Origin of the sequence: Nocardioides abyssi, assembly GCF_030412915.1 — a bacterium.
GTDB classification, from domain to species: Bacteria; Actinomycetota; Actinomycetes; order Propionibacteriales; family Nocardioidaceae; genus Nocardioides; species Nocardioides abyssi.
In genome coordinates this window covers 1-277 of record NZ_JAUHJR010000174.1, presented here as the reverse complement: position 1 = coordinate 277, position 277 = coordinate 1, and the positions used below count along the sequence as shown (strand labels likewise).

Sequence of the window (277 nt, the reverse complement as noted above, 5' to 3'; positions counted from 1 at the left end):
CGTCATTCTTGTACCAGGATCGAATGTCTAGAAATGTTGACGAATCATTAATTTGGTCTCCATTTGGGTACGTGCCGCTCCAACCATTCACTGGAATGTATACCTCGGTTTTAACGGCTGTAAACGCCGACAATTCGGTACGAACGTACAGACCTTTATCGTCCTTATGATTGGCCCAAATGACGTCTAGCAATTGTTTGGCTGTCTCTTTGGCCTGTGCGGTCCCCGATTTCGCCGCGTAATAACTCAAAGCCCTGGCGATCGAACTGCCTATTCC

Annotated in this window: 1 protein-coding gene; it reads right to left on the bottom strand. The window is 47.7% G+C overall.

Annotation, left to right across the window (positions count from 1 at the left end; genetic code table 11):
• Window positions 1–277, bottom strand: a 277-nt coding sequence (locus QWY29_RS20385; RefSeq protein WP_300963048.1) for a glycoside hydrolase family 48 protein, incomplete at both ends; no start/stop codon positions are given.